This is a genomic window from Bradyrhizobium sp. SBR1B (assembly GCF_014198205.1).
Taxonomy (GTDB): domain Bacteria; phylum Pseudomonadota; class Alphaproteobacteria; order Rhizobiales; family Xanthobacteraceae; genus Bradyrhizobium.
This window is the reverse complement of sequence record NZ_JACIHC010000084.1, coordinates 1-1,071: the sequence shown is the minus strand read 5'-3', so window position 1 is coordinate 1,071 and position 1,071 is coordinate 1. Positions and strand designations below refer to the sequence as shown.

The 1,071-nt window shown below is 63.6% G+C and carries 1 protein-coding gene; it reads right to left on the bottom strand.

What is annotated here, in order from left to right; genetic code table 11:
• On the bottom strand, nt 1-991 hold a 991-nt coding region (locus tag GGD61_RS40185; RefSeq protein WP_183232554.1), incomplete at its 3' end, for an IS5 family transposase.
• Nucleotides 992-1,071: the final 80 nt, after the last annotated feature.

The following is a 1,071-nucleotide window of genomic DNA, read 5'->3' as shown; positions in this document are numbered from 1 at the left end:
TCTTCTCCTGCCCGGCGACCGTCTTGATCCAGCCGAATGCCTCCTCGATGCGCTTGCGGATGCGCTGGCTGACGGCATAGCCGCTGTGCCGGGTCGTTCGCCCGTCGATCGCAGAGCTACGGCCGCTGGTGTTCTGCGCAACATGCGGCGTCACGTTCATCGAGCGCAGCTCATTGACGAAGTCTTCTGTGTCGTAGGCCTTGTCGGCGCCAAGCGTGATCGCTATCGGCCGATCAGCACGAGGCTCGATCATGTGTAGCGCGGCCACCCGTTCGGCATGCCCGTCAGCCAGCGTCAGACAGGCGTCGACCACCAGGCCGTGGCGGTTCTCCATCAGTCCGTGCCCGATGAAGCACAGCTTCGTCTCCTTGCCTTTGCCCTTGCGGTACAGCCTGGCGTCCGGATCGGTGGTCGAAGCATGGGTGTCGTTCGAGCGCTTCTGGCCATGGAAGTCCGCTTCGGCATTGCGCCCGCCGCCTTGCGCCGGCGGCTCGCCCGCGCCGTCCTTAGGCTTGACGCTCTTCATCGAGGCCCAAGCCTCGATCAGCGTGCCATCGACCGAGAAGTGATCGCTCGACAGAAGCTTCTTCGCCTTAGGCTGCGACAGCACCGCCGCCAGGAACTTCGCAGCAATGTCGCCTTCCAGCAGTCGGTCGCGGTTCTTCGAGAACACCGAATGGTCCCAGACCGCATCGTCCACGCCGATTCCAACGAACCAGCGGAACAGCAGGTCGTATTCCAGCCGCTCCATCAGAAGCCGCTCCGAGCGGATCGAGTAAAACGCCTGCAACAGCATCGCCCGCAGCAGCTTCTCCGGCGGGATCGACGGCCGCCCAATCGGCGAATAGAGCGCGGCAAACTCGCCCTCCAGCGCCGATAGCGCCTCGTTCACAATCGTACGGATCGCTCGCAGCGGATGATCACACCGCACCCGCGCCTCCAGGTCAACGTAGCTGAACAGCTCGCCCGTTCGATTGTCCCCGCCGCGCACGCACCATCTCCGAATCTCGTCGGAGCCAATGAATCACGGTCACCGGTCGACGGCGAGTGCCTTTTTCAACAGCCTGCTAG